This window comes from Vibrio sp. M260112 (genome assembly GCF_036533775.1).
Classification (GTDB): Bacteria; Pseudomonadota; Gammaproteobacteria; order Enterobacterales; family Vibrionaceae; genus Vibrio.
On the sequence record NZ_JATABH010000006.1, the window covers coordinates 123,769 to 149,199 of the forward strand.

The window sequence follows — 25,431 nt, forward strand, 5'->3', positions numbered from 1 at the left end:
TTTTCTATGTCGTCGTTTCCTCAATCTCCATTTGGCCACGATATTAGCGTTGAAGATATCATTGCGACTATGCAAGGTTTCAAAGGCTGGGAAGATCGTTATCGTCAGGTTATCCAGTGGGGTAAAAAACTACCTCAGATGCCTGAAGAGCTAAAATCGCAACATGTGACGGTGGCAGGTTGTGAGAGTCAGGTTTGGTTGGTTCACGAACAGCTAGAAGACAAGTGGTATTTCTGTGCTGACTCTGATGCACGCATTGTTCGAGGTCTGATTGCACTGGTGCTGGCTGCATTCGATGGCAAAACCACTCAGGAGATCGCGAGCTTTGATACTGATGGCTATTTCGAACAGCTAGGTCTGATTGCACACCTGAGCCCTTCCAGAGGTAATGGTCTTAAAGCGATTGTTGAGAAGATAAAGCAAGTCGCCCAATAATTTTCTCCTATTCAGCCTGTCAAAAAGGCGGACTGATTATTACTGTTTAAAATTTAATCATTGCGATATTAACGCCTTAATAAATACGTGGCTTTACAATGCTTGTTGTCGCTGCGTAAAGGCTGTACAATTCGCGCCCTTATTTAATGTTCCGTCGCTTGAGAGGCCACATGACCACTGAAAAAATCAATCTACTCGACTTTGATCGTCAAGGTATGCGTAAGTTTTTTGCTGACCAGCTCGGTGAAAAAGCATTCCGTGCAGATCAAGTAATGAAGTGGATCTACCATTTCGGTGTTGATAACTTCGAAGACATGACCAACATTAACAAGAAGTTACGTGAGAAACTTGAGCTTCGTTGTGAGATTAAAGCTCCAACCGTGGCGGAAGCACAACACTCTTCTGATGGCACGATTAAGTGGGCTATGAAGGTGGGTGATCAAGACGTTGAAACGGTATACATCCCAGAAGATGACCGTGCAACGCTTTGTGTTTCATCTCAGGTAGGCTGTGCGTTAGAGTGTAAGTTCTGTTCAACGGCGCAACAAGGCTTTAACCGTAACCTAAAAGTGTCTGAGATTATTGGTCAGGTTTGGCGTGCTGCACGTGAAATCGGTCTACAGAAAGAGACTGGTCGTCGCCCAATTACTAACGTCGTTATGATGGGGATGGGTGAACCGCTACTGAACATGAAAAACCTGATCCCAGCACTTGAGATCATGCTAGATGATCTAGGTTTCGGTCTTTCAAAGCGTCGCGTTACTGTGTCCACTTCAGGTGTGGTTTCTGGTCTTGATCAGATGACGGGTAAAATTGACGTTGCTTTAGCGATCTCGCTGCATGCACCAAATGATAAGCTTCGCAGTGAAATCATGCCGATCAATGACCGTTGGGACATTCAGGACTTTTTGGCATCTGTGCGTCGCTACATTGCGTCTTCAAACGCTAACCGCGGCAAGGTAACCGTTGAGTATGTGTTACTTGACCATGTTAATGATGACATGGACCACGCACGTGAGTTGGCAGAGCTACTCAAAGACACGCCTTGTAAAATCAACCTGATTCCGTTTAACCCGTATCCAGGTTCACCATACAAGAAGCCAAGCAACTCTCGTATCGACCGCTTCCAGAAAACGTTGATGCAGTACGAACACACAGTCACGGTACGTAAAACACGTGGCGACGATATTGATGCAGCATGTGGTCAGTTGGTGGGTGATGTCATCGACCGTACTAAACGTACTGCGATCAACAAAGCCGCAAAAGGTGAGACCATCGAAATTAAAGCGGTTTCATAATCACGTGTAAGAATTTACTAAAGCCAGAGCTTCGCTCTGGCTTTTTTGTTACATCGTGTAGCGATATTTATGTCAAAATAACGAAAAACCTTGAGCTGCTTGTAAAATATGCACTTTCTCTGTGTTGTTTCATCTATGATATCTATTAGAATTAAAGGTTAACGCTTTCGGGGTATTCCCCTGTTTATTGAGTGGAGCGTAACTTTTTATTAAATGAGGCTTTGACCTCGAATTATTTCAGGGCTTGGTTATCTCGCATTCAACGAAAAATAAATAATTAAGATGCGAATTAGCAAGGCACTAACGAGAAGAGAATTATTACCATCATGACTGCTGAACAACAAACTCCAGCTAGCGAAGAGCAAGTAGAAAAAGTACAAGCGGGTACGCTATTAAAGAACAAACGTGAGCAACTTGGTTTATCGCAAAAGCAAATTGCCGACCGTCTCCGTCTCCGTCTTTCAGTCATTGAGAATATCGAAAACAACAACTTTGCTTCTGATCAGGTTGCGACCTTTACTCGCGGTTATCTACGTTCTTACGCTAAAGCGGTAGGAATTGAAGAATCCGTCGTCCTTTGCGCATTGGACGGGTGTGAAGAAACTAAGCCAGAACCTCAGGAGATGAAGAGCTTTTCACGAAAAACCAAACGTGAAGCCCATGACAGCCGTATTATGACCCTTACTTGGGGGATCTTTGCGGTCATTATTGGTATCTCTTCCGTTTGGTGGTGGCAAAACCAAGAAACGACCATGCTCGACTTAACCAGCCAAACAGAGCAGGAAATTGAGCTTGAACAGCAGACTGCTAACCAAGAGCTCGACTTTACCACTTTAGAAAGTGCGCAGCCGCAACCAGAGGTTGCGCTCGATGCTAATGCCGATGACGTGCCAGAAGTGGAACCCGTGTTAGAACAACCAGATTCTCAAGCGCCTCTAGAGACAGAAATTGTCCCAGAAGTTGCAAAACAAGCTCAGCCTGAAAAACAGCTAGAGCAAAACGTTAATACTACGGAAGCAGAGCCTGTGTCTGAGTCAGTTCAATCGACGCAATCCGACACGGTTGTTAATCTGCTCAAACTCACTTTCTCAGATGATTGCTGGATCCAGGTTAAGGACTCTTCAGGTAAAACATTATCGACTGGTGTGAAAAAAGCAGGGCAGACGCTCGAATTAAGTGGCAATTTGCCATATAGCGTCATTTTAGGTGCCCCTGAAAACGTTTCAATGACATTAGCGAGTGAACCTGTCGACCTTTCTGGGTATACTTCAGGCAAAGTAGCAAGATTCAACTTACCTTAGAAATTACTATGCAATACGAATCTCCGATCAAACGTCGTCCATCGACTCGTATCTACGTGGGCGATGTACCTATTGGTGACGGTGCACCAATCGCAGTACAGTCAATGACCAACACCCGAACAACAGACGTTGAAGCGACTGTTGCTCAAATCCGTGCTTTGGAAAATGTCGGTGCAGACATAGTGCGAGTTTCTGTACCAACTATGGATGCAGCCGAAGCATTTAAACTGATCAAACAACAGGTCAATGTCCCACTTGTCGCGGATATTCACTTTGATTACCGAATCGCACTTAAAGTTGCTGAGTACGGTGTTGACTGTTTACGCATTAACCCAGGCAACATAGGCAACGAAGAGCGCATTCGTTCAGTTGTCGATTGTGCTCGCGACAACAATATTCCTATTCGTATTGGTGTTAATGGTGGCTCTCTGGAAAAAGATATCCAGATGAAATATGGCGAACCAACGCCAGAAGCCCTAGTTGAATCAGCAATGCGTCATGTCGATATTCTAGACCGTCTCAACTTTGACCAATTTAAAGTCAGTGTAAAAGCGTCGGATGTCTTCTTAGCTGTCGATTCGTACCGACTACTGGCGAAGAAAATTGATCAGCCGCTGCACTTAGGTATTACCGAAGCGGGTGGTGCTCGTGCTGGCGCGGTTAAATCTTCTGTTGGTCTTGGTATGTTATTAGCGGAAGGGATTGGCGATACGCTGCGCATCTCTTTAGCGGCTAACCCAGTTGAAGAGATCAAGGTTGGTTTCGATATTCTGAAATCACTGCGTATTCGTTCACGCGGTATCAACTTTATTGCGTGCCCGAGCTGCTCTCGTCAAGAATTTGATGTCATTGGTACGGTCAACGCACTCGAAGAACGCTTAGAAGATATTATTACACCGATGGATGTTTCGATTATCGGTTGTGTCGTTAACGGTCCGGGTGAAGCTGAAGTGTCGCATCTAGGACTAGCAGGAAGCAACAAGAAGAGTGCTTTCTACGAAGACGGCAAACGTCAAAAAGAGCGTTTTGATAACAATGATCTCGTCGCGCAACTTGAAGCGAAGATTCGTGCCAAGGCTGCGATTCTTGACGAGAAACAACGTATCGACATTAAAGTACAAGATTAATCTCAACCTAGATTACGCTAAGTAATTAACCTAACGGTAGATATTGTGGCAAAGAAAATCCAAGCAATTCGAGGCATGAACGATTGCCTTCCAACTCAATCACCACTGTGGCAAAAACTTGAAAACACAGTGAAAAACGTAATCAGCGCATACGGTTACAATGAAGTGCGCATGCCAATCGTTGAGATGACCCATCTATTTAGCCGTGCAATCGGTGAAGTAACCGATGTGGTTGAAAAAGAGATGTACACTTTTGAAGACCGCAATGGCGATAGCCTGACTCTACGTCCAGAAGGCACTGCGGGTTGTGTACGTTCTTGCATTGAAAACAGCCTGATTGATCGCTCAGAGCAGCGTTTGTGGTACATGGGACCGATGTTCCGTCATGAGCGCCCACAGAAAGGTCGCTACCGTCAGTTCCACCAGTGTGGTGTTGAGGTATTTGGTCTAGATGGCCCTGATGTTGATGCTGAACTTATTATGATGACAGCGCGCTTATGGCGTGAGCTGGGTATCGATAAGCATGTACGTCTTGAGCTTAACTCTATTGGCTCGCTGGATGATCGTGCGAACTACCGTACCGCACTGATTGCTTTCTTAGAGCAGCACCTTGATGTTCTTGATGATGATTGTAAGCGTCGTATGCATACCAATCCACTACGTGTTTTGGATACAAAGAATCCAGATGTACAGGCGATTCTTGGCGATGCACCTCGCCTTTCTGATTATCTAGGTGAAGAGTCTAAAGAACATTTTGCAGGACTTTGTGAACTTCTTGACGCTGCTGGTATCGAATACACAGTTAACGAACGCTTAGTTCGTGGTTTGGATTACTACAACCGCACTGTATTTGAATGGATCACTGAGAGCCTAGGTGCACAAGGCACCGTTTGTGGTGGTGGTCGTTATGATGGTCTGGTTGAACAGTTAGGCGGTAAAGCAACACCTGCTGTTGGCTTCGCTATGGGTCTAGAGCGTCTAGTATTGATGCTTGAAACTTTGGAATTAACTGAAGTTCGTCGTAGCGTTGACGTTTACATGGTCACAGCGGGTGAAGGCACTATGATGGCGGGTATGAAGCTAGCGGAAACATTGCGTGAGCAGGTACCAGGTCTACGTGTTATGAACCACTTTGGTGGTGGTAATTTCAAGAAGCAGTTCAAGCGTGCGGATAAAGTCGGCGCAGCGGTCGCATTGGTTCTTGGTGAAAACGAAGTTGCGGATAACACAGTTGTACTGAAAGATCTGATTGGTGGTACACAAGATACATACAGCCAAGCAGACGTTATCGCAAAACTATCTGAGCTAGTTTAAACAATTTATCTATTCTCAAAAGTGGTGATGAGTATCGCCACTTTTTTAAGATGTAAGAGGACAGGAAGTGGAACTCTACGATACTGAAGAACAACAAGTAGAAGCGATCAAAGATTGGTGGAAAGAGAACGGCAAAGCAGTCATTTTGGGTGCGGTTGTTGGTCTGGGCGGTCTGTTTGGTTGGCGTTACTATCAAGATTCTGTAACAGCCGCTCAAGAAGCCGCGTCTGAAAGCTACACCAAAGCGGTAGAATCATTAGCAGAAAAAGGCGCATCAGCAGAAGGCGATATTCAAGCTTTCATTGATGCCAACAAAGAGACTGAATACTCAGTGCTTGCTGCGTTACAACTGGCTAAAGTTCAAGTTGAAGCGGGTAATCTGGATGAAGCGTTGGCTCAACTAGAGTGGGCGAAGTCTGCAACCAAAGATGCAGCAGTATCTGCGGTACTTAACTACCGTCTTGCGCGTGTTAAAGCGGAGCAAGGTGAGTTTGATGCCGCTATCGCAGAACTCGCCAACATCACTGACCAAAGTTGGGCAGGTCGTGTTGCTGAGTTGAAAGGCGACATCTTGTTGCGTAAAGGCGATACACAAGCAGCGTATTCTGCATACACAGAAGCGCAGCAATCTGGTGACGCTAGCCAGGCTCTACAAATGAAACTGGATGACCTAGCCAAGTAAGGGCGTAGCATGAAGAATATGCTTAAAAAGGCGCTTGCAACGGCAATGTTTGTTGGCGTACTGGCGGGCTGTGCTAGTGAAGAAGACACCATTATCATGGCGCCAGTTCCTCAAGTGGACAGCGAGTTCATACCTAAATCGGAGTGGAGTAATTCAGTCAGTGGTGGTGTAGGGCAATACTACTCAAAGCTGACACCTGAATATGCTTACGACAAAGTGTTTGTCGCGGGTCGTGATGGCGTGGTTAAAGCACTTGATCCTGAAAGTGGTAAAACACTTTGGGAAGCCAATGTTGAAGCTGATGTGTCGGCTCGATTGTCTGGTGGTATTACGGCAGCGTACAGTCAAATTTTCGTCGGTAGCGAAAATGGGCGTCTATTCGCCTTCAACGAAGAAACGGGTGAGTTAAATTGGCAAGCTGACGTTGATGGTGAAGTGCTCGCTGCACCAGCAACGGATAGCAACCTTGTTATTGTCCATACCAACAAGGGCATCTTGCAGGCACTGGATCAAGTGACCGGTGAAGTAAAATGGACCATCAGTACAGAGGTTCCAAGTCTGACTTTACGTGGTAACAGTGCACCTGTGACTGCCTCTGGTGGTGTGTTCTGGGGTACGGCTAATGGTCGATTGGCCGCCGCTATTGTCGAACGTGGACAACTCATTTGGCAGCAGCCAATTGGTATGCCACAAGGTGCGACAGAAATCGATCGTCTAGTTGACGTTGATGCATCTCCATTAATTTTAGGCAGTACACTGTACATTGTTGGCTATAACGGTCAGTTGACGGCCATCGATCTACGATCGGGTAAAGCGGCGTGGAAGCGCAACTACTCATCCTCAACTGACTTAGTGAGTGACGGTAGCCGTTTGTTTGTTGTGACCGACCAAGACCACATTGTGGCGGTTGATGCTCGTAGTGGCACCGAGTTGTGGTCAAACGAGCAATTAAAGCATCGTCTGGTGACAGCACCAGTCATGATTAATCAGTACGTTGTTGTTGGTGACAGCGAAGGTTACTTATATTGGATTGATCGCAGTAGCGGCGAGTTTGTCTCGATGCAGCAAGTCAACAGTAGTGGCTTTGCCGTTGCTCCAATTGCGGTTCCCGGTGGTTACGTAGCTGTGACTCGCAATGGCGATGTAAAGAAACTGACGATCAACGAGTAATCGTGTGATATAATTCACATTCGGCTCCTAGCTGGTAACAGTTGGGAGCCGTTTGTTTGTTTTAGATACCCATAGTTTGATGTGGTTATAGGTAAAGGTCTCACGACGTGATTTCTGCTGAGTCGTTACCTATAACTACATAAAGTAAAGAATATTGTAGAGGTTGTTATGGTACCTGTTGTTGCTCTGGTAGGGCGTCCAAACGTTGGCAAATCAACGTTGTTTAACCGATTGACTCGTACACGCGACGCATTGGTTGCGGATTTCCCTGGCTTAACTCGTGACCGTAAATATGGCCAAGCTAAGCTTGGTGAACACGAATTTATCGTTATTGATACCGGTGGTATTGATGGCACAGAAGAAGGTGTTGAAACCAAAATGGCTCAACAGTCACTGGCGGCAATCGATGAGGCGGACGTTGTACTGTTTATGGTCGATGGTCGTGCTGGTTTGACTGCTGCTGACCAAGCTATTGCTTCACACCTACGTAAAATTGAAAAGCCATCAATGCTGGTTGTAAACAAGGTTGATGGTATCGATGCTGATGCGGCAAGTGCAGAATTTTGGCAGCTTGGCGTAGAAAACATGTATCAAATCGCTGCGGCACACGGCCGAGGCGTAACGGCACTTATCGATCTAGCTCTTAACCCATTCGCAGAGCAACTTCTTGAAGAAGCAAAAGGTGAGATTGAAGATCTGACCGAGTTTGTCGATGAAGACGAGAAGCTCGACTACAGCGAAGAAGAGGCGGAAGAAGAGTTCAAGCGTCTTCAAGATCAGCCAATCAAACTGGCCATTATCGGTCGTCCAAACGTAGGTAAATCGACACTGACAAACCGAATTTTGGGTGAAGAACGCGTTGTTGTTTACGATATGCCAGGAACGACTCGTGACTCTATCTACATTCCGATGGAACGTGATGGTCGCGAATACGTATTGATTGATACCGCGGGTGTTCGTCGTCGTACTCGTATTAACGAAACGGTCGAAAAGTTCTCGGTAGTAAAAACACTCAAAGCAGTAGAAGATGCGAACGTTGTTATGCTGGTTATCGATGCGCGTGAGAACATCTCAGATCAAGACCTGAGCTTACTTGGCTTTGCGCTGAATGCTGGTCGTTCTATCGTTATCGCTGTCAACAAGTGGGACGGCCTAGATATGGACGTCAAAGAGCAGGTCAAGAAAGAGCTCGATCGTCGTCTTGGCTTTGTTGATTTTGCCCGTATTCACTTTATTTCAGCGCTTCACGGCACAGGTGTTGGCCACCTATTTGAATCCGTGCAAGAAGCGTACAAATCGGCTACGACTCGTGTCGGTACCTCTGTTCTGACTCGTATCATGAAGATGGCAACGGATGATCACCAGCCACCAATGGTTCGTGGTCGTCGTGTGAAGCTGAAATACGCTCACGCAGGTGGTTACAACCCTCCAATCGTGGTTATCCATGGTAACCAGGTTAATGAGTTACCAGATTCGTACAAGCGTTACTTGATGAACTATTACCGTAAGTCACTGGAAATTATGGGTACACCAATTCGTATTCAGTTCCAGAACAGTGATAACCCGTTCGAAGGCAAATCGAACAAGATGACACTGTCTCAAGAGCGTAAACGTAAGCGCTTGATGAGCATGATGAAAAATCGTAAAAACTGATCTTGATGAGAAAGATCAGATTGTCGAGTTAAATGAAAAGCGCCGCATTCGTTCCGGCGCTTTTTTTATAGGAATAAACGATGCAAGTTACCCCCACGATTACCCAATTCTGCCACGGAATCTGGCAGTTAGACGCAGACATTCAACTGTTACAGCGTGGTAGTGAATATCTTTACGTTGTGACGGATAAAACGCCCTTTCACCCTGTTAGCCACATTTGGCCGGATCATCCGGCAGATAAAGGGACACTGAACCAGTTCCCCGTTCTTGATTGCCAAGTTGGTGCGGTAGAACTGGCAACGGGTGAGTTATATGTTGGGCATGAGATTCCAGTCAAGCGTGACGAATCCGGTTGGTGTTTTGTCGTCGTACACTGTTTAGCAGCAGATTGTTCTGCATTGCAGCTAGGAGAGCGAGTAACTCTTGCTGTAGACAAGGCTTACCAAGGTTCGCTAAGTCGTGGACATAGCGCGGGTCATTTATCTTACTTAGCGTTGAACAAAGTGTTAACGGAGCAAGGTTATTGGAGAAAAGACGCTGACCGCAAAGACCCTCATGGCCATTACGATTTTAACAGCTATGCTCAGGTCACCAGCTTTGTTACTCCTGATCAATGCTTAGATACCTATCGACTAGGTAAAACGTTACGTAAACGTGGCCTGAACAGCGCAGATATGCTGAGTAATCTTGAGCAAATTCAACAACAGGTGAATCACATTTTGTTGCAGTGGATCGAACTTGGTTCAGAGGTCAAAGTAGAGTGTCATGGTGAAGCATTGACCGATTCGCGTTACTGGCAGTGCGATCTCCATCAGGGGGAAATAGCGGTAATCCCTTGCGGTGGCAGCCATGTAAACTCATTGACTGAATACGCTGCTATTGAAGTGCGCTTAACTCAGATAGATGAGCAAAACATTGAAATGCACACCAGTGTAAAGCCATTATAGTAGCAAATGATCTTTTTATTAAATCCTGTTTGGTTTGGCTTTTGATTCATTCTTGGATTTAAATTCTGTTTAAAATTGAAATGCAGCATATGTAACTTATGCTTTCGGTGTGTGGTTATATAAATATTCTTTTTAGGGTAGATCGCTGATCAAAATGGATTTTGCCGATGATCTGTACAAGATCATCTAAGCGTGTTCCAGTTCAGATAATTTCATATGTGTATATGATATTCTCCTCATATAACTATATTAAAAAAGAATAAGGCACGCGAAATGAACACGTACAGCCTGCTCGATGCTCACCGGGCAGTGAATCGTTTGTTGCAGCAGTTAGCTTTAGGAATGGACAAGTCTCGACTAAATGAAGCCGTTATCGCATTGTCGGAACAATTATTTGGTCGAAGGCTCGCGTCTATTTTGCGACATATTGACGGACACTTGTATTTAGAATACGCCCCACATTTGCCTGAGTTTTATAATCAAGCGATTGAAGGGGTCGCCATCGGACCTCAAGTCGGCTCTTGTGGTGCAGCCGCGGCAACGGGAAAACCGGTTGTCGTCTCGGATATAAATCAGCATGAAAACTGGCGGCCCTATACGGCTTTAACTCAGCAAGCGAATCTGCATGCCTGTTGGTCTGTACCGATCATTGCATCTGATAGTAGCGTGCTTGGTACATTTGCCATTTACAGCGAAAAACCGTCCTCCCCGACCACAGAAGAACTCGAAATACTTGAGATGGTCGCTTCGTTATATGCGGTTGCACTGGAAAAGTATCAGTTGGAAGAGCAACTGCACTTTCACGCAAGCCGTGACCCTCTAACACGCTGTTTCAACCGTAGAATGTTGCAATTAGAAGTGCAAAATACATTGTTGAATGATGAAAATCGCAACTTGCTGTTTGCCTGCTTTTTTATCGATATTGATAGCTTCAAATATATCAATGATCGCTTTGGTCATGATGTTGGGGATAGTGTGTTGATCGAAGTTGCCGAAGTACTCAAGCAACAGTTTCAGCTTCGTTCGGTGCTAGGGCGCTATGGAGGAGACGAATTTGTTGGCTTCTGTTGCTTCGAAAGCTTGTCCGATTTGGAAGACTTCTCTGGCTGTTTAGAACGTGCCTTTAATGATATGCGACTCATTGATGGCTATCAGGTCAAAGTCAGTGTCGGTTATAGCTACAGTCATAAGCCAAATAGTGATTCGATTGAAGGGATAATTCGACGTGCGGACCAGTCAATGTATCAGGTTAAGCACGCAAAGCGCAGTCTATACTGATTAAGATCATTGCTGGTAGATGATGAAGCGAATGATACTGATGGAAAGATATTGTTAGATCAAAGAGAGTGCTATGACGGAAAATCAATGCCCTAGCTGTAATGCTGAACTGCAGTGGGATGGACAATATGAGTGCCAGAGCTGCCAAGTCAGCTACAAGAAAATAGGCTACTGCCCAGATTGTGACGCGGAACTTGAGAAGCTTCAGGCGTGTGGAGCAGCCAACTATTTTTGTAACAGCTGTAATGAGTTAAAGTCTAAATCGAAAGTAAGATTTGAGTTTGTTGCTAATTGACCGTTGAACAAACTTCGCCATCAGATAAGCGGGTGACCAAGATGTCACCTGCTTTTACGTCTGTGGTTCGAACCACCACATTGCCCTGTTCTGTTTGGGTAATGGAATAACCGCGCTTTAACGTTGCTAGAGGGCTAACGGTGTCAAGTTTTTCAGCCGCCAGTGCCAGTTGATGACGTGTGTTAAGCAACTTTCTATCCATCGCATCCAACAGTTTCTGTTCGAGTCTTTGCAATGTCCCTTTCTGTTCAGATAGACGCTTGAAAGGGGAGTTGAGAGCAACTCTGTGTTGCAGACGCTCGACTTTTTGCTGGCGAACTGAAATATAGTGCTGCATCGCGCGATGCAGTTTCACTTCTAGCTCATCAAGTTGCTGGCTTTGGCGCTGCAACTGATAGCTTGGATGCTGTCTTTCCAAACGGTGTACAAGTGAGGTGGTGCACCGTTTTTGTTCATTGATGTAGTGGCGCATCGCAGCAACAAGCTTGTGTTGACGGCCAATGAGAGCTTGATCTTTATGGCTATTATCACGACTGACTAGCTCAGCGGCAGCAGACGGTGTCGGTGCACGCATATCCGCGACGAAATCGGCGATCGTCACATCGATTTCATGACCAACCGCGCTGATAATTGGGATCTGACTGGCTGCAATCGTGCGGGCGAGAATCTCGTTGTTAAAGCACCATAGATCCTCTAATGAACCGCCTCCACGACCGACGATCAGAACATCACACTCATTGCGGCTATTCGCACAACCAATCGCTTGAGCGATTTGGATAGCGGCTTCTTCTCCCTGAACCATAGTAGGGTAGATGACCACGGGTAATGAAGGATCACGGCGTTTGAGTACGTCAAGAATATCAAACAGGGCTGCGCCAGTTTTAGAAGTGATGACACCCACGCGCTTAGGATGTTCAGGTAAAGGGCGTTTGTTGCTCTGAGCAAACAAGCCTTCACTTGCGAGTTTAAGTTTCAACTCGTCGAATTGCTGTTGGAGTCGACCATCGCCTTCTGGCTGCATACTCTCGATAATTAACTGGTAGTCGCCGCGAGGTTCATAGAGAGATAGACGAGCTTTGACCAGTACTTGGTTGCCATTTTGTGGTTTAAAGGTGACGTGGCGATTGTTACCACGAAACATGGCACATTTGACTTGAGCGCGAGAGTCTTTAAGGGTCAGGTACCAGTGACCTGAAACGGGAGCAGAGAAGTTAGAAATCTCACCAACTAACCAAACAATACCCATCTCATTTTCAAGCAAAAGTCGCACTTCAGCATTGAGGCGAGAGACGGTAAAGATGTTTTGATTGGTCAGAGAAGACACAGCTAATCTCGTAGACGTGAGTATGGAAATTAGCGGCAATATAATACATATCAAGGGGGTAAATGCAAATAAAAAATAGAAAAATGTGTAGCCAAGCGATTTCCTAAGCCGTATAATCCGTCCGCAATATCTAATCCAAATGCAGTGGAGTTTCCCAAGCTTGCTGCCCTCATTATGCGAAACGATGAGACCGGATTGTTTTTTTACTCCTCTAATTGTGAGATATTGCAAATGCTAAGAATTGCCAAAGAAGCGCTGACATTCGATGACGTACTACTTGTGCCAGCACACTCCACCGTTCTCCCAAACACAGCTGATCTTCGCACTCAGTTGACGAAAAATATCACTCTAAATATTCCGATGATTTCTGCGTCTATGGATACCGTGACGGAAGCTCGTCTCGCTATCGCTCTTGCGCAGGAAGGTGGCATTGGCTTTATCCACAAGAACATGTCTATCGAGAAACAAGCTGAGATGGTTCATCAGGTTAAGATTTACGAAGCGGGTGTGGTTTCTCATCCAGTCACCGTAAGTCCTGATGCGACGATTGCAGATGTTGTGGCTCTGACAGAAAAGCATGGTTTTGCAGGTTTCCCAGTGGTAACCGATAACAACGAACTCGTTGGTATTATCACTGGTCGTGACGTTCGCTTTGTAACAGACCTTTCTAAGAAGGTAGATGTTGTCATGACGCCTAAAGAGCGTTTGGCAGCCGTTAAAGAAGGTGCAACTCGTGAAGAAGTTCAAGAGAAAATGCACAAAGCACGTGTAGAGAAAGTACTGGTTGTGAACGATGAGTTCCAACTAAAAGGTATGATCACAGCAAAAGACTTCCATAAAGCAGAACGTAAGCCAAATGCATGTAAAGATGCACAAGGTCGTCTCCGTGTTGGTGCAGCCGTTGGTGCAGGCGCTGGTAACGAAGAGCGTGTTGCAGCACTTGTTGAAGCTGGCGTTGACGTTCTATTAATCGACTCTTCTCACGGTCACTCGGAAGGTGTTCTTAACCGTATCCGCGAAACTCGCGCAGCATACCCTGACCTAGACATCATTGGTGGTAACGTTGCAACTGGCGCTGGTGCTAAAGCACTGATCGACGCGGGTGTAAGTGCAGTTAAAGTTGGTATCGGCCCAGGTTCAATCTGTACGACTCGTATCGTAACGGGTGTTGGTGTTCCTCAAGTAACAGCAATTGCAGATGCTGCAGAAGTTGCGAACCAGTACGGTATTCCAGTTATCGCTGACGGTGGTATCCGTTTCTCTGGTGATATCTGTAAAGCAATCGTTGCGGGTGCATCTTGCGTTATGGTTGGTTCGATGTTCGCGGGTACAGAAGAAGCACCAGGTGAAGTCATTCTATACAATGGCCGTTCATACAAAGCTTACCGTGGCATGGGTTCTCTTGGTGCCATGTCGCAAGGCTCATCAGATCGTTACTTCCAGTCTGACAATGCAGCAGACAAGCTTGTACCTGAAGGTATCGAAGGCCGTATTGCTTACAAAGGTCGCCTAAAAGAGATCGTACACCAGCAAATGGGTGGTCTACGTTCAAGCATGGGTCTAACAGGTAGCGCGACTATCGAAGACTTACGTACGAAAGCTGAATTCGTTCGTATTTCTGGCGCTGGCATGAAAGAGTCTCATGTACACGACGTTCAAATTACTAAGGAAGCACCAAACTACCGTCTAGGTTAATCCTCACTGGTTATGTCACTAACTTAATGGCACTCAACAGCCCTTATCAGTGAGATAACCAGCTGAAATATAGCCTAACGAAAACGGTTGCTTTTCCTTGAAGCATTAAGAAGAGGCGAGTACACTCGCCTGCATTTTAATCACTTAGCTTATAAGACTGCTCAAAATGACTAAAAATATTCATGACCAACGTATTCTGATCTTGGACTTCGGTTCTCAGTACACTCAACTAGTAGCTCGCCGCGTACGTGAAATCGGCGTTTACTGTGAACTTTGGAGCTGGGATGTTGAAGAAGCGGATATTCGTGAATTCAATCCAGACGGTATCATTCTATCTGGTGGCCCAGAAAGCGTAACAGAAGCAAACTCACCACGCGCGCCACAGTACGTATTTGACTCAGGTGTTCCAGTTTTAGGTGTATGTTACGGCATGCAAACTATGGCTGAGCAGCTAGGTGGTAAAGTAGCTGGCTCAACTGAACGTGAGTTCGGTTACGCGCAAGTAAAAGTATCTGGTGACTCAGCTATCTTCAAAGATCTTGAAGCGACTCAAGATGTTTGGATGAGCCACGGCGACAAAGTTGTAGAAATTCCAGCAGACTTCGTGAAAGTTGGCGAAACGGATACTTGTCCTTACGCTGCAATGGCAAACGAAGAGAAGAAATACTACGGTGTTCAGTTCCACCCAGAAGTCACTCACACGAAAGGTGGCCTACAGATGCTAGAGAACTTTGTTCTTGGCGTATGTGGTTGTGAGCGTCTATGGACTTCAGAATCTATCATTGAAGACGCAGTTGCTCGTATCAAAGAACAAGTTGGTGATGACGAAGTGATTCTTGGCCTATCTGGTGGTGTGGACTCTTCTGTTGTTGCTATGCTGGTTCACCGTGCTATTGGTGACAAACTAACATGTGTATTTGTTGATAACGGTCTACTTCGTCTTAACGAAGGTCAGCAAGTAATGGATATGTTTGGCGATAAATTTGGCCTAAACATCATTAAAGTAGATGCTGAAGATCGCTTCCTAAAAGCGTTAGAAGGCAAATCTGATCCGGAAGATAAGCGTAAGACTATCGGTCATGTATTTGTTGACGTATTCGATGAAGAATCGAAGAAGCTGAAGAATGCTAAATGGCTTGCTCAGGGTACGATCTACCCAGACGTTATCGAGTCAGCGGCATCTAAGACTGGTAAAGCACATGTAATCAAATCTCACCATAACGTTGGCGGCCTGCCAGAAGATATGGAAATGGGTCTTGTTGAACCACTACGTGAGCTGTTTAAAGACGAAGTACGTAAGATTGGTTTAGAACTTGGTCTGCCATACAACATGCTTTACCGCCACCCATTCCCAGGGCCTGGTTTAGGTGTTCGTGTTCTTGGTGAAATTAAGAAAGAGTACTGTGACTTACTACGTCGTGCGGACGCTATCTTCATTGAAGAACTGCACGCTGCTGATCTTTACAACAAAGTTTCTCAGGCGTTCACGGTATTCCTTCCAGTACGCTCTGTTGGTGTAATGGGCGACGGTCGTAAGTACGATTGGGTTGTATCACTACGTGCTGTAGAGACAATCGACTTTATGACTGCTCACTGGGCGCATCTACCATACGACTTCTTAGGTAAGGTTTCTAACCGCATTATCAACGAAGTTGATGGTATTTCACGTGTTGTTTACGATATTTCAGGTAAGCCACCAGCGACAATCGAGTGGGAATAATGCTCCTTTAAGAAGGATCTGGCACTAACAGGCACTAAATCATATCTAAGTCCGCGTAATAGCGGACTTTTTTTGTTTTTGGCTTAGTCATTTTTGGCAATGTCTGGCAACGCCAAGTACGGTTTGACCGTGGTATTTTGATGGGTATGATTCATCGGTAATGCCATGGATTACGCCCGATACCAAGCTACGCAATTTCAAACCCAAAGATAAACTTTACAAAGTCAATGACCGTGATGGCCTCTATGTTGCTGTCACTACCGCAGGCTCTATCTCTTTTCGCTACAACTACTCAATCAATGGCAGACAAGAAACCATTACCTTTAGCCGCTACGGAGTAGGAGGCATCACGTTAGCTGAAGCGCGTGAGCGTCTCAATGAAGCGAAGAGAATGGTTATTGAAGGAAAGTCACCGGCCAAAGAGAAAGCCCGTACGAAGGCGAGAACGAAAGATGCTGAAACCTTTGGTGCTTGGGCTATAAAATGGCTGCGTGGCTATCAGATGGCCGATTCTACCCGGGATATGCGTCGCTCTGTCTATGCCAGAGAGTTAGAGGGTAAATTTGGCAATCAGAAGCTGACAGAAATTACGCATGAAGATCTGCGAGCATTGACTGACGCGATAGTAGAGCGTGGAGCACCGGCAACAGCTGTGCATACGCGTGACATTGTACTCCAGGTGTATCGATGGGCGACTGAGAGAGGGCAGAAAGTTGAGAACCCGGCAGACTTGGTGAGGCCCGCCAGTATTGCTCGATTTGAACCAAGAGACCGAACATTAACGCCGGCTGAGATCGGTTTGATGTACCGCTACATGGAAAAGGTAGGTACAACCCCTTCGATTCGTGCTTCGGTAAAGTTGTTGTTGTTGACTATGGTGCGCAAAAGCGAGTTAACCAATGCAACCTGGAATGAAATTAACTTTAGTGAAGCGTTGTGGACGATCCCCAAGGAGAGAATGAAACGACGTAACCCGCACCTGGTATTTTTGTCACGCCAGGCTATGGACATTCTGATCGCCTTGAAGACATTTGCCGGTGGGTCTGATTACATTCTTCCTTCCCGTTATGACTCTGATGCTCCAATGAGTAGTGCGACGATGAACCGAGTCATGGATTTGACATACAAGGCCGCGCAAAAGGAAGGTCAGTCACTAAGTAAGTTTGGGCCGCATGACCTACGTAGAACAGCGAGTACACTGCTGCACGAAGCTGGATACGACACTGATTGGATAGAAAAATGCCTGGCGCACGAACAGAAAGGGGTGAGGGCAGTTTACAACAAAGCTGAATATCGAGAGCAACGTGCATCAATGCTACAGGACTGGGCAGATATGATTGATGAGTGGACAAAGTTATAGTGGCTCCTTAAGTAAATAAGGAGCCACTATGAATTATTTATTTAACGAAGATTCGCGAAATAAGCTTGTTGTAGATAGTGAACGTTCGAACTCAACAACTTCTTGAGTAACAAAAGTCATATGATGGGTGGTGTCAATGGAAACCCAGCTCGTAGGGTTTCCAACAAAAGTTCTACCGTTAACTTTACCGTGATTGGCGCACGTCTCTATCATTTTATCTCCCCAACTAAAACTAGCACCACAGAAATGACTTGAGTTGATTAATGTCTGACAAAGCTTGTGCATTTGAGCTCCTTTTTCGCCTTGCCGTCTAGAGTAACCTCTAACAACAAAATAGCTATCAGATGTTGTATATCGAATTTTTCCATTAGCATCAGGAGCTATCAATCCATCAGTAACATTAGGATTTGCTATTCCATAGTCACCAAAAACAAAGTTCAAGCTAGAGTTGAAAGTTCTTACGGACTTCCATACCTTAAATTCTTTTCGAACAACTAACCCTGTTGAATTAATGCTAGGAACCATACCATTAACATCAGTTGTAACAGAACAACCTGCGATAGAAATAAAGTTAAAATGGTAGTTGCTTAACATTGATAAAGCGGTATCAATTTGTTCTTCAATATCAATTATGGATAGCTTTGATACATCGTTAAAATCAAGTAAAACAGAACACTTTGTCGTATCAAGATCCATAGAGGTTATGATGTCCTCAAGGTTCTCTAGAAATAAATCTTCCTCAACCATATCTTCAAATGCGAAGGAGTCTAATCGAAGAATGAATCGTTCTTTAGTTCGGGCTAAGAGTTTTAAGATTGTTGAGTACTCTTCATCTTCCCATCTGTCGTAGCCAACCACAGGGATGACTTCGCATCCATGAGTTGTAAGGCTACTGCAAAAAACTGAGAGTATATGCTCTCCGTTCTCAATTGTTGAATTTGGAGCCCATGCATGGATGTCGACTGCTAAAGTTGGTACGGATACCGATGAGCTAAGTTCCAAAGCACACTTATTTATAAAGTGTTCATAAGGGTTGCTTAAAGCAGAGTATGTATTGCTTTCAAGCATTTTATTTGTCAAACGAGGTAGCTCGAATATCGGAAGAGTGCTTAACTGGACTGTTCTCGATAAGTTCTTATAAGCGTCAAACTCACCTTTTTTCGCCTTCAAAATAGGCATGTACTTTGGAATCATAACCATCTCGCTTACCAGTATTTGGAAGGAAAGTGCTTCCTGACTTCCCCATAACCAACCAAATCAGAGAACTGATTGTATTTACCAGACTCTTTTCTCAATCTTCCGGCAATGATAGCCGGGTGAATATTCAATTCTTTAGAAAGCTTGTCAATTGTTGAGCTACTAGGGTGCAAATACGCATCACTTCGTTTCCAAATAACTCTAGGTATAAAAGTATCTCGAGCTAATCTATTTGCTTCTGCTTCAAATTTGTCTTTGCTATCAGTATGGTTTTCTAAATCGTCAACAAACGTTTTTTCTAAATCGACATGTTTCCAGATATGTACAACTTCATGTAATAAAGTAAACCAAAAATTATCTAACCTATCTTGTCGCAACGACAGAGCGACTATTGGTCTACCATTTGAGTCTTTAAGCGCTGCTCCATCGACTGATGTGCCCTTCAGAGCAGGTTCAATCACTACACAAATACCATTCTTTTCTAAAAACTCCACCGCAAGTAATGGGCCATATTCAGACCAGCTTAGCTGAGCTAGCTCTTTCAGGAAGCATTTGCTTAGTACATTTGCATCAAACTCATTGTGTAACTTTCGCTCTCTCGAGCGCTGAATTACCCTAGCAACCCAGGCGTATAGCTTATAGTGAGTCAATGGCGAATAAGCATCCCCAGAGAGCGTCCTCTTGAATGAAGCTGATGCCGTAGTTTCCCCTAAGCTCCCAATAAAATCCTTAACCTGTTGCTCGATATTTTTGGTTTTATTACTGAAGTCTTCTATCCAACCTCTAGAAAGCATCTCCTTTATTGGAAACTTTGACCAGTTGACCTCTTTTTGTGTAGTTCTTTCGGTATAATGAGCTTCACTTTCTAAACCTAAAAGCGTTTGTGGTGCTATTCCTAACCCCACAGATAACGCCTTTATCATTGGTACTGTCAATGCTCGTTTACCTGACAAAACTTCAGACACGCGACTTTTTGTACCAAAATATGGCGCTAGATCTACTTGTTTTAAGCCTTTCTCCGCCATCCTAAATTTGATTGCTTCTATTGGTTCAACAGGCTCGATTGCATAGTTTGAAGATTCATAGTTTTCAATTAAAATAGTCAATAATTCTAAACGCTCTGCATCTTCTGACCCTGGTGTTAAGTTCTGTGTAATTAGCAGCTCCACCTCTGATAGGTATTCTCTATACTGTTCTGGTGTTCTAATTACTCTAGGTTGTGACCTGTTCATTTTGTTATCACTTCACGAATCACAGCAATGCCTCCGTTAAAACAGAAAGTGACCTTGATGTTCATATCTTCGTTACCGCAAACCGGAAATATATATGACTGACTGTCTATATACTTTGCGCGAGGAAAGGCACTAATCAGCTCCATCTCACTTCTCCAGTTAGCATTACTTAGTTCTGCTACCCAAGCTGAAATCCAAGTATCAATAGATAAATCGACACTTCTAATTACGCCAAGTCGCTCTTTTCCTATTAAACGCATCAAAGTTCTCCAATTGGGAACAATATTACACCAACAAAACATGAGGTCAATAAAAAGTTCCACATTTGGGAACCTTTATTGTGTGACCTATATCCTTACTTAAGATGGGGGCACGTATTGAAATATCAACTAGAGCGCATATGTTTGTCGAACAGTTTGATATAGATCGCTCCTTTGTCTAAGGCTTGGTGCCTCTTCGACTGTGAGCTTACTTCATTCCAGAATAAAATTTTACTCAATCCGCGTTATGCATAGCTATAGACATATTTCATTGAAAGACTTATATATCGATGTATATAGATGAGTTTAAAGTTTTTTAATTTCTGTTTTTTAGGGTAGGAAATGGGGTAGGTAAATCCATGTAAAAGGACTCTATGATAAGAATTTTAGCCGCTAAAATTTGTCAGTTTTCTAGCGTAGTAAGAGAAACTCATCACGAACTGTCCCCAAAGCTTTAGACGCAGCTTGGGGAGTTATTTTTTTACCACCAAGTTCAGTTAGTTTTTGAGCAATCGCTTTCTGACTAAGGCCTTGGTCTTGCTTTTTCAGAGCGAGCATTCTTTTCTTATTGTCAGTAAGTCTTGAATCGACCATTCTTCGGGCTATATTCCGTAAAGCTCCTTCATCACCGGCTCCAAGAGTTGTACCAGATCCAGTAAAGCTCACTGCTGCTTCATTAATGAGTTTTTCTGTTTCGCCCTTTAGCTCTACCGGGTACTCGAAATTATTCCTAATGTAATGGAAAAATGCGTCAGCTTGCTTTTGCGTTACGCATTTATCTTGGAGGAAGTGGTAGAAATACTGGTCAACTAGTTCATCTCCTACATACAGCTTTAAGCTGTTCGACTTTGAAAATGTGAAGCTGCAATCGTCGTAATTCCTTCTCAAATTGGCCCTTTGATTTCAGAGCACTTTTGTATGTCGAATTCCAAGTGCGGCCATCAATGTTTTTCGGTTTATGGCGAGAGCAATACCGGTGGCTGAGCTGCAGTTTTTTCTTGTTGTCAGGATTTTTTTCGTTGTGATTATCTATCTGATATTCATCATTTGGCATATTGTTATCTAGCTTATAGAAATATTCTGCGAGTTCATTTCTTTGGCCACATAGGTTTGCTTTCGTCGTGCATTAAGTTTGGTGTCGGCACTATGTTGTTTTGGTTTCTTCGCCGTGATGTTCATTGTAATGCTGGCCTTCTATTTTTTAGGACAGTGGCTGAACAACACCGTATACGGCCCGAAGATGAAAGCTATTGCCTACAAAATGGAGGTATTCCAAAACCGTTTAGCCGGGCGTGCTTACAAGGACATGAATAGTTCGGTCGATCAAATCGACAAAATGAGATGGTGGCCGTTTGGCCGACGCAAGTAGTTAGAAAGCACACGGGCCGGTGATTATGTAACGGCCCGCATTTACAAATACCATCTGCCAGATTTGTCCCTCTTGGAAGCTGTTGCTATATGTTCAGTTTCCCCCGAGATTGTCATAATTATATTTGTCGATAGTACTAAATCTAAAGTTAGTAGTTGGTTGAAAAGGGAGGCCTTTTCGATCGCAAAAATTAGGCGTGAATGCTAGTATATCAGTCAGTTTTTATATGATTTAGCAGGTTGAAGAGGTTCTTTAGCCAAAAGCTAAAGAAGATAGATGATTATTTTAAATAATGCTCCTAAAGCATAGTGGTTTTTCTGGTGTTTAAATGAAAATCAATGACTTAAAGAACCTTCCTACTCTAACTAGACTGTTTTCAGCTGCCGTCTTTAGAGAGATGGCAAGGAAGGGGCAGTCTGCTTTGTTCACTCGGTTGCTAAAAGAGGCTGGAATAGTTGACCAGTTGGCACCCAACGCAACAGTAGGTGAAGCGTTCGATTTTGCATTTAATATACTTAAAGTTGCTGGTCATCGTAATGAGTACATATATCGAGCAGCTGTTAGTCAAAAAGTGCTTCTGGGGACTCATTCACTGCGCTCGGCTTCAATGCTAAGCGAGTTTCGAGCCGGTAGTTGTAAAGCGGACCTAGTAATTTTAAACGGTACAGCAACTGTTTATGAGATAAAGTCTGAGCGAGATTCTCTTACTCGGCTTGAACATCAAGTTGAGAACTACAAACGAGTGTTTGCCAAAGTTAATGTGATATCCAGTGAAGAGCATATCGATGGTATCCTTAAAGCCGTACCGGAAGATGTTGGAATTATGTGCCTAACTAAGCGTTATCAGATCAAAACTATACGTGAGGCCCTAAATTGTCCTGAGAGAATCTGTCCTAGTACTGTATTTGACTCCTTGCGCATCTCTGAATGCGTCGAAATTCTTGAGAGCTTAGGGATAGCCGTACCCGTGGTGCCTAATATTGAAAGACATGCGGCATTGTGTGAATTGTTTTCTGAAATTGATCCGGCTACTTTGCACTTTGAAATGGTTAAAACATTAAAACGGACACGGACTCTTGCTTCACTTAGAGATTTTGTTGATCGTTTGCCAAAGTCCTTACAAACTGCTGCATTATCAGTGTCTGTGCGTCACTCTGATCAAACAAGACTGATCGATGCTACGGAAACTCCGTTACATGCGGCAATGACATGGAGTTAATCGACATATGTACTACCCATATTTTCGTGGAAAGCAATTTGAGCTAATAACGATTCGTGAAATGGCTCAGCTTTTGGCTGACAATAACTTTATACCAGTCATTGAGCCTGTTCGTGAGTCATTAAATGGCCTCAAAAGAGCATTAGAAGCGATTAATGAAGCAGGTGGTAAAGCAATAGTTATAGTTAATCCCTACTATGGTGATCATCAAGATAATGGCGCTAATATCAGCAGCTTTCTTGAGGAAGAATTTTCTGGATCGGATAATATATCTGCAGGAATCCTTCTGCGTAACGGTATGTCGGCAGATGAGGCTATGTTATGCTTCGAACAGCATGCATCCCATAATCGGGTCCTAGTCCATGCAGGTTTCACTGAGCCAAAGGATTTGGCGACTAAATTTGAAAGCTATATGTCGGAGCTAACAAATATCTTTATAGATGATTACTCAAAACTATTATACCGAAAGCATTTTGGATCTAGTAAGCGTATTTTGATTCGTGATGGATTCAACCGCCAGCGCAATGCAGATTATCCTGAAGTTGAAATGTTTTCAGAACTCCATGCTACTTATCCTGAATTAGGGATGGAAGGGTTTGGAGACTTCTTGATGGTTGGGGATGCATACACCGAAGGTGGCGGGCCAGCTTATGCGGTAGCTATACATCTTACTTTCATAGATCGTAACAAGGATGATGTGATGTACATTTATCATTTCGTCTCAGATACAAAGGATACTCCTACGGATCCCGCAGGGAAGTTTGGTCAAGCTCTTGGAAAATTAATCAGGAAGCTTGAAAGTGGAAACTCTGGGCTTCTTGAAACTAATGCCATCAAAGAGTTTAAAGAACTTTATAAAAAACGGCACTTTCCCGGTTTAGGTTATGTGAAAAAGCTTTCGATGAAGCACCATATCGAAACGCTTGTAGATTATTTGAAGTGAGGTCGCTATGGCTAAGCGTTACTGCTGCCCCGAATGTTTTGGCGATCGTGTTCTGCGAGATGAAATATTTCCTACTCTTGGACCGACGTTAGGGAATTGCGACTTTTGCGGAACAATTAATACAAAACTAGTTGAGCCTGCTGATTTAGCGGATTATTTTGAGCTTCTAGTTAATGTATATGAACCCGATCATGATGGAAAAACATTAGTTGAGTGGATGAAAGATGATTGGTTGATATTTAGCCATGAGCGTATGGACAACGCTCATGCAAAAGATCTACTTAGTGAAATTCTTAATGATGGTGAAGTAGTCCGCCGTCCGTTTCAACCTTCAAGTAGTTATAATAGTGATGGTCTAGCACTGTGGGATAAATTGCGAGATGAAATGATGCACTCGAATCGATGGTTTCTAGATGTAACTATCGACGAAGAGCGCCTCAAAGAGCTATTAGAGATGCTAATTGCTAAAGATCTACCTTTGAAGTGGTATCGTTCTCGAATTAAAACTGAGGATAGAGCTTTTCAAATAGATGAGATGGGGGCTCCACCTAAAAGGCGCTCTTCAAATGGACGAGCAAACCCGGCCGGTATTCCTTATCTCTATTTAGGTTCATTACCTGAGACTGCTGTTGCGGAAGTTAGGCCGCATACTGGGGAGGTCGCTTGCGTGGCTACTTTTGAAATTCCAGACATTAAGGCTGCAGATTTACGCAACCCTCGTGAACTTGTTTCTCCCTTCATTTTGGAGGACGCTAGGCAAATCGCCCAATTGCGGGCTGATTTACCTTTTCTAGAGCGCTTAGGTGAAGAGTTAACAAGGCCAGTTCAGCCGTCAGGTGCTGCAATAGACTACATACCTAGTCAATACTTATGTGAGTTTATTAAAAAGAAAGGCTTTGATGGAGTTGTTTATCGCAGTTCTGTTAGTGAAGGGATTAATCTTGCCTTGTTTAATCCCGAACAGGCTGTAGGTGGTCAAGTCTCCGTATATAACGTAGATCGAGTTTCGGTTCAGGTTGCTGCCTTAGAAAAGCAGACCGATTTTCTATGAATCTTGGGGGGATTATGAGAGGCAATGATTGGTTCTTTGAGAAAGGTTTATAAATGAATCATATATCGAAAATGACTAGTGTTATTGCTTTAACGTGTGAAGAGAAGCAAGAGCTTCGTCCTGATATGCAAGAATCGTCAACCTGGGCTAAAGCCGAACTCAAACGGCGACGAGCAGCAAAAAATCAAAAAAATTCTGCGCATGGTATAGATGATGGTATCGAGAAAAGCTAGCTTTCTAACTAGCTGCTATATAGATATATTTTCTTCTTATTGATCTTCGAATGGGAATAAGATTAGGTTAATCCCTACATCTAACTCATTGTAACTTAATGATAAGCCTTGATGAATCCCACATTGTGGTGACCGTCAAGGCTTTGTTTTATCAGAAGTATTGTAAGCGCGTCATAAAACCCGCATTCTAATCGTCTAGCCCGAATAATAAGATCAAATCTCCAACCCAAAGGAGATTTGAAATGGCCAAACGACGCACTAACCAAGAATGGCGAACCCTGTTTGAACACTATGAATCTAGCCAGCTATCACAACGATTATTCTGTGA

The 25,431-nt window shown here is 44.1% G+C and carries 24 protein-coding genes and 1 pseudogene; 20 read left to right on the forward strand and 5 right to left on the reverse strand.

All coding sequences use genetic code 11. The features are described from left to right. Nucleotides 1-6: 6 nt before the first annotated feature. The 11 genes from csdE (at nt 7) to QTN95_RS04770 (ending at nt 11,500) form a co-directional block, all read left to right on the forward strand. Entirely contained in the window at nt 7-435 is a 429-nt protein-coding gene (gene csdE, locus QTN95_RS04720) for a cysteine desulfurase sulfur acceptor subunit CsdE (RefSeq protein WP_331416534.1), read from the forward strand. A 170-nt stretch (nt 436-605) separates the two neighbouring features. Further along, nucleotides 606-1,733, forward strand: a complete 1,128-nt coding sequence (locus QTN95_RS04725) for a bifunctional tRNA (adenosine(37)-C2)-methyltransferase TrmG/ribosomal RNA large subunit methyltransferase RlmN (protein WP_331416535.1) — start codon at nt 606-608, stop codon at nt 1,731-1,733. A 326-nt stretch (nt 1,734-2,059) separates the two neighbouring features. Next, nucleotides 2,060-3,034 (forward strand): cytoskeleton protein RodZ, encoded by a 975-nt coding sequence (rodZ, locus tag QTN95_RS04730; protein ID WP_331416536.1) that lies wholly within the window; start codon nt 2,060-2,062, stop codon nt 3,032-3,034. An 8-nt stretch (nt 3,035-3,042) separates the two neighbouring features. Then, a complete protein-coding gene (gene ispG / locus QTN95_RS04735; protein ID WP_331416537.1) occupies nt 3,043-4,161 on the forward strand; it encodes a flavodoxin-dependent (E)-4-hydroxy-3-methylbut-2-enyl-diphosphate synthase in 1,119 nt (372 codons plus the stop codon). A 45-nt stretch (nt 4,162-4,206) separates the two neighbouring features. Next, a complete protein-coding gene (gene hisS / locus QTN95_RS04740; protein WP_269377615.1) occupies nt 4,207-5,475 on the forward strand; it encodes a histidine--tRNA ligase in 1,269 nt (422 codons plus the stop codon). Nucleotides 5,476-5,542: 67 nt separating this feature from the next. Further along, complete coding sequence (locus QTN95_RS04745) at nt 5,543-6,157, forward strand: YfgM family protein (protein ID WP_331416538.1); 615 nt, start codon at nt 5,543-5,545, stop codon at nt 6,155-6,157. Between the two features lie 9 nt (nt 6,158-6,166). Further along, a complete protein-coding gene (gene bamB, locus QTN95_RS04750) occupies nt 6,167-7,327 on the forward strand; it encodes an outer membrane protein assembly factor BamB (protein ID WP_331416539.1) in 1,161 nt (386 codons plus the stop codon). A 168-nt stretch (nt 7,328-7,495) separates the two neighbouring features. Continuing rightward, nucleotides 7,496-8,980 carry a ribosome biogenesis GTPase Der gene (gene der, locus QTN95_RS04755; RefSeq protein ID WP_331416540.1) on the forward strand — a complete coding sequence of 495 codons (1,485 nt, stop codon included), beginning with the start codon at nt 7,496-7,498 and terminating at the stop codon, nt 8,978-8,980. An 80-nt stretch (nt 8,981-9,060) separates the two neighbouring features. Next, nucleotides 9,061-9,927: an alanyl-tRNA editing protein gene (locus QTN95_RS04760; protein ID WP_331416541.1), complete on the forward strand. Its 867-nt coding sequence runs from the start codon at nt 9,061-9,063 to the stop codon at nt 9,925-9,927. 273 nt (nt 9,928-10,200) lie between these two features. Further along, on the forward strand, nt 10,201-11,205 hold the full coding sequence (locus QTN95_RS04765; protein ID WP_331416542.1) for a sensor domain-containing diguanylate cyclase: 1,005 nt from the start codon (nt 10,201-10,203) through the stop codon (nt 11,203-11,205). Nucleotides 11,206-11,278: 73 nt separating this feature from the next. Then, nucleotides 11,279-11,500, forward strand: coding sequence for a zinc ribbon domain-containing protein (locus QTN95_RS04770; RefSeq protein WP_269377609.1), 222 nt, complete (start codon nt 11,279-11,281; stop codon nt 11,498-11,500). Here QTN95_RS04770 and xseA read toward each other — a convergent pair. After that, the gene (gene xseA, locus QTN95_RS04775; protein WP_331416543.1) at nt 11,493-12,824 is read right to left on the reverse strand and encodes an exodeoxyribonuclease VII large subunit; all 1,332 of its coding nucleotides are present in this window, start codon (nt 12,822-12,824) and stop codon (nt 11,493-11,495) included. The two genes, QTN95_RS04770 and xseA, sit on opposite strands and share 8 nt — an antisense overlap. A 231-nt stretch (nt 12,825-13,055) precedes the next feature. On the opposite strand from xseA, the gene guaB reads away from it, so the two are divergent. The 3 genes from guaB to QTN95_RS04790 all read left to right on the forward strand — a co-directional run bounded on the left by guaB (nt 13,056) and on the right by QTN95_RS04790 (nt 17,599). After that, nucleotides 13,056-14,519, forward strand: a complete 1,464-nt coding sequence (guaB, locus tag QTN95_RS04780; RefSeq protein WP_269377607.1) for an IMP dehydrogenase — start codon at nt 13,056-13,058, stop codon at nt 14,517-14,519. A 166-nt stretch (nt 14,520-14,685) separates the two neighbouring features. Then, complete coding sequence (gene guaA, locus QTN95_RS04785; RefSeq protein ID WP_269377606.1) at nt 14,686-16,239, forward strand: glutamine-hydrolyzing GMP synthase; 1,554 nt, start codon at nt 14,686-14,688, stop codon at nt 16,237-16,239. Between the two features lie 169 nt (nt 16,240-16,408). Beyond that, nucleotides 16,409-17,599, forward strand: a complete 1,191-nt coding sequence (locus tag QTN95_RS04790; protein ID WP_331416549.1) for a tyrosine-type recombinase/integrase — start codon at nt 16,409-16,411, stop codon at nt 17,597-17,599. Nucleotides 17,600-17,632: 33 nt separating this feature from the next. Here QTN95_RS04790 and QTN95_RS04795 read toward each other — a convergent pair whose 3' ends face one another. The 4 genes from QTN95_RS04795 to QTN95_RS04810 form a co-directional block, all read right to left on the reverse strand. Next, a complete protein-coding gene (locus tag QTN95_RS04795) occupies nt 17,633-18,793 on the reverse strand; it encodes a beta family protein (RefSeq protein ID WP_049876788.1) in 1,161 nt (386 codons plus the stop codon). Between the two features lie 11 nt (nt 18,794-18,804). Next, nucleotides 18,805-20,028 (reverse strand): helix-turn-helix domain-containing protein, encoded by a 1,224-nt coding sequence (locus tag QTN95_RS04800; protein WP_054395027.1) that lies wholly within the window; start codon nt 20,026-20,028, stop codon nt 18,805-18,807. Further along, nucleotides 20,025-20,288 carry a type II toxin-antitoxin system HigB family toxin gene (locus QTN95_RS04805; RefSeq protein ID WP_053812543.1) on the reverse strand — a complete coding sequence of 88 codons (264 nt, stop codon included), beginning with the start codon at nt 20,286-20,288 and terminating at the stop codon, nt 20,025-20,027. The genes QTN95_RS04800 and QTN95_RS04805 overlap by 4 nt, the downstream gene beginning before the upstream one ends. A 411-nt stretch (nt 20,289-20,699) precedes the next feature. Then, on the reverse strand, nt 20,700-21,176 hold the full coding sequence (locus tag QTN95_RS04810) for a hypothetical protein (RefSeq protein WP_331416544.1): 477 nt from the start codon (nt 21,174-21,176) through the stop codon (nt 20,700-20,702). 283 nt (nt 21,177-21,459) lie between these two features. On the opposite strand from QTN95_RS04810, the gene QTN95_RS04815 reads away from it, so the two are divergent. The 6 genes and pseudogenes from QTN95_RS04815 to QTN95_RS04840 form a co-directional block, all read left to right on the forward strand. Beyond that, a complete protein-coding gene (locus QTN95_RS04815; RefSeq protein ID WP_331416550.1) occupies nt 21,460-21,657 on the forward strand; it encodes a hypothetical protein in 198 nt (65 codons plus the stop codon). 328 nt (nt 21,658-21,985) lie between these two features. Beyond that, the gene (locus QTN95_RS04820; protein WP_331416545.1) at nt 21,986-22,876 is read left to right on the forward strand and encodes a sce7726 family protein; all 891 of its coding nucleotides are present in this window, start codon (nt 21,986-21,988) and stop codon (nt 22,874-22,876) included. Between the two features lie 7 nt (nt 22,877-22,883). Then, nucleotides 22,884-23,819 (forward strand): sce7725 family protein, encoded by a 936-nt coding sequence (locus tag QTN95_RS04825; protein WP_331416546.1) that lies wholly within the window; start codon nt 22,884-22,886, stop codon nt 23,817-23,819. 7 nt (nt 23,820-23,826) lie between these two features. After that, complete coding sequence (locus QTN95_RS04830) at nt 23,827-24,870, forward strand: RES family NAD+ phosphorylase (protein ID WP_069494713.1); 1,044 nt, start codon at nt 23,827-23,829, stop codon at nt 24,868-24,870. A gap of 53 nt (nt 24,871-24,923) precedes the next feature. Continuing rightward, entirely contained in the window at nt 24,924-25,103 is a 180-nt protein-coding gene (locus QTN95_RS04835) for a hypothetical protein (protein WP_141705290.1), read from the forward strand. Nucleotides 25,104-25,345: 242 nt separating this feature from the next. Continuing rightward, nucleotides 25,346-25,431 (forward strand): annotated as a pseudogene (locus QTN95_RS04840) (IS66 family insertion sequence element accessory protein TnpA); the annotation flags it as partial.

Coding starts and splice junctions, on each gene's coding strand:
- csdE (WP_331416534.1), top strand. CDS start 7: ATGTCGTCGTTTCCTCAATCTCCATTTGGCCACGATATTAGCGTTGAA.
- QTN95_RS04725 (WP_331416535.1), top strand. CDS start 606: ATGACCACTGAAAAAATCAATCTACTCGACTTTGATCGTCAAGGTATG.
- rodZ (WP_331416536.1), top strand. CDS start 2,060: ATGACTGCTGAACAACAAACTCCAGCTAGCGAAGAGCAAGTAGAAAAA.
- ispG (WP_331416537.1), top strand. CDS start 3,043: ATGCAATACGAATCTCCGATCAAACGTCGTCCATCGACTCGTATCTAC.
- bamB (WP_331416539.1), top strand. CDS start 6,167: ATGAAGAATATGCTTAAAAAGGCGCTTGCAACGGCAATGTTTGTTGGC.
- der (WP_331416540.1), top strand. CDS start 7,496: ATGGTACCTGTTGTTGCTCTGGTAGGGCGTCCAAACGTTGGCAAATCA.
- QTN95_RS04760 (WP_331416541.1), top strand. CDS start 9,061: ATGCAAGTTACCCCCACGATTACCCAATTCTGCCACGGAATCTGGCAG.
- QTN95_RS04765 (WP_331416542.1), top strand. CDS start 10,201: ATGAACACGTACAGCCTGCTCGATGCTCACCGGGCAGTGAATCGTTTG.
- QTN95_RS04770 (WP_269377609.1), top strand. CDS start 11,279: ATGACGGAAAATCAATGCCCTAGCTGTAATGCTGAACTGCAGTGGGAT.
- guaB (WP_269377607.1), top strand. CDS start 13,056: ATGCTAAGAATTGCCAAAGAAGCGCTGACATTCGATGACGTACTACTT.
- guaA (WP_269377606.1), top strand. CDS start 14,686: ATGACTAAAAATATTCATGACCAACGTATTCTGATCTTGGACTTCGGT.
- QTN95_RS04795 (WP_049876788.1), bottom strand. CDS start 18,793: ATGATTCCAAAGTACATGCCTATTTTGAAGGCGAAAAAAGGTGAGTTT.
- QTN95_RS04800 (WP_054395027.1), bottom strand. CDS start 20,028: ATGAACAGGTCACAACCTAGAGTAATTAGAACACCAGAACAGTATAGA.
- QTN95_RS04805 (WP_053812543.1), bottom strand. CDS start 20,288: ATGCGTTTAATAGGAAAAGAGCGACTTGGCGTAATTAGAAGTGTCGAT.
- QTN95_RS04815 (WP_331416550.1), top strand. CDS start 21,460: ATGTTCATTGTAATGCTGGCCTTCTATTTTTTAGGACAGTGGCTGAAC.
- QTN95_RS04820 (WP_331416545.1), top strand. CDS start 21,986: ATGAAAATCAATGACTTAAAGAACCTTCCTACTCTAACTAGACTGTTT.
- QTN95_RS04825 (WP_331416546.1), top strand. CDS start 22,884: ATGTACTACCCATATTTTCGTGGAAAGCAATTTGAGCTAATAACGATT.
- QTN95_RS04830 (WP_069494713.1), top strand. CDS start 23,827: ATGGCTAAGCGTTACTGCTGCCCCGAATGTTTTGGCGATCGTGTTCTG.
- QTN95_RS04835 (WP_141705290.1), top strand. CDS start 24,924: ATGAATCATATATCGAAAATGACTAGTGTTATTGCTTTAACGTGTGAA.